This is a genomic window from Pseudomonas sp. HY7a-MNA-CIBAN-0227 (genome assembly GCF_040310325.1).
GTDB lineage: Bacteria > Pseudomonadota > Gammaproteobacteria > Pseudomonadales > Pseudomonadaceae > Aquipseudomonas.
In genome coordinates this window covers 1-205 of sequence record NZ_JBEOPT010000414.1, presented here as the reverse complement: position 1 = coordinate 205, position 205 = coordinate 1, and the positions used below count along the sequence as shown (strand labels likewise).

The window sequence follows — 205 nt, the reverse complement described above, 5'->3', positions numbered from 1 at the left end:
GCAGCGGACGGGACTCGAACCCGCGACCCCCGGCGTGACAGGCCGGTATTCTAACCGACTGAACTACCGCTGCGCGTCGGTGCAACCTTTAACGTTGCGTCTTGCCCGAAGGCAAAACTCTCAAGAAGTGGTGGGTGATGACGGGATCGAACCGCCGACCCTCTGCTTGTAAGGCAGATGCTCTCCCAGCTGAGCTAATCACCCT

Annotated in this window: 2 tRNA genes; both read right to left on the bottom strand. The window is 60.0% G+C overall.

Features of this window, described 5'->3' with window-relative positions:
* Nucleotides 1-73: transfer RNA gene (locus tag AAEZ06_RS28490), tRNA-Asp, on the bottom strand.
* 55 nt (nucleotides 74-128) lie between these two features.
* Nucleotides 129-204: transfer RNA gene (locus AAEZ06_RS28485), tRNA-Val, on the bottom strand.
* Between the last annotated feature and the right edge of the window lies 1 nt (nucleotide 205).